The sequence below is a fragment of the Macrococcoides goetzii genome (assembly GCF_002742385.2).
Taxonomy (GTDB): domain Bacteria; phylum Bacillota; class Bacilli; order Staphylococcales; family Staphylococcaceae; genus Macrococcoides; species Macrococcoides goetzii.
Genome location: NZ_MJBI02000023.1, coordinates 1 through 1,167, shown reverse-complemented (window position 1 = coordinate 1,167; position 1,167 = coordinate 1). Strand labels below are relative to the sequence as shown.

The window sequence follows — 1,167 nt, the reverse complement described above, 5'->3', positions numbered from 1 at the left end:
TGACTTCAGAAACAGGTATTTAGGTGTTTCGTAATCTAGAATTTTTCTGGGATAATTGTTCATCCAGTTTTGGATACGATAAATTATCTCATCAGATACTGATCCCATACTGATTCCTTTAGGGATTATCCTTCTAATGAATTTATGGTGGTTTTCTTTAGTACCTCGTTCCCATGATGAATAAGGGTGCGTAAAGTATATTTCAGTATCAGGTAATGTCTCTGTAAGGTCACAGAACTCTGATCCGTTATCAGATGTAATAGACTTGAATATTCGTGAAAATGAATTACCTATTTGATCTTTTAATTGACTTAATGCTAATGTGACAGCATCATTAGTTTTACTTTTAATAGGAACGATGATTTCAAATCGTGTCTGTCTTTCAACAAGTGTAAGTAACGCTTTTTCATTTTTAAGTTTAGAACCAATTACAGTATCTATTTCCCAATGACCAAAGACATCTCTAGAATTGATTTCATGACTTCTATGTTCGATAGATTTTCCTAATACTTTTTTATTTTTTCGACTAGGTCTTCTATTTGTATTTGGTTTTCGTGAAATCTTCTCTATAAGGTCGATATTAGAGGTCTTCATAATTCCTCTTTCAATCCAGTTATATAGTGTTGAAACACAAGGAATAATAGAATCACAAAAAATATTATTCTTTTTAGCATAGGCAACTACGACATCGGGAGACCATTTTTTATTCAACATCATCTTATCAGCCCAATCAATAAAAGCATGAGATAGCTGATGTTTTGGAGTCCTGCAAGAATTCATACGATTTGTTTCATATTTAAGTTGAGCAACATCAGGGAAATAGCATTCATAATCATAAAAATATTCTTTACCATTAGAAACTACGCGCTTAATTTGTTTAACAGTTCCTCTATTGATCTCATTGTTAATTGTTTGAGGTGCTCTATTCAAAATTTTAGCAATAGCACGATTTGAATAATTTTCACTCTTCAAAACCTGAATTTGATATCTTTCAAATTCAGTTAAGTGTTTTCCTTTAACATGATTAGTGGTACCATTTAGATGAGTCATTTGCATTCATTCCTTATTGTTTGTTGTGGTAACTACAATATTAACATGGATGCACATGGCTCATTTTTTATTTTTTAAAGCACACCGTAGGTGGCTAACTTGATTATAGAATTTCCC

General features: G+C 31.7%; 1 protein-coding gene. It reads right to left on the bottom strand.

Translation table 11 applies throughout. From position 1 onward, the window contains the following. Nucleotides 1-1,050 (bottom strand): IS30 family transposase (locus BFS35_RS13645; RefSeq protein WP_117946092.1); only part of this gene is annotated, 1,050 nt, incomplete at its 3' end. Between the last annotated feature and the right edge of the window lie 117 nt (nucleotides 1,051-1,167).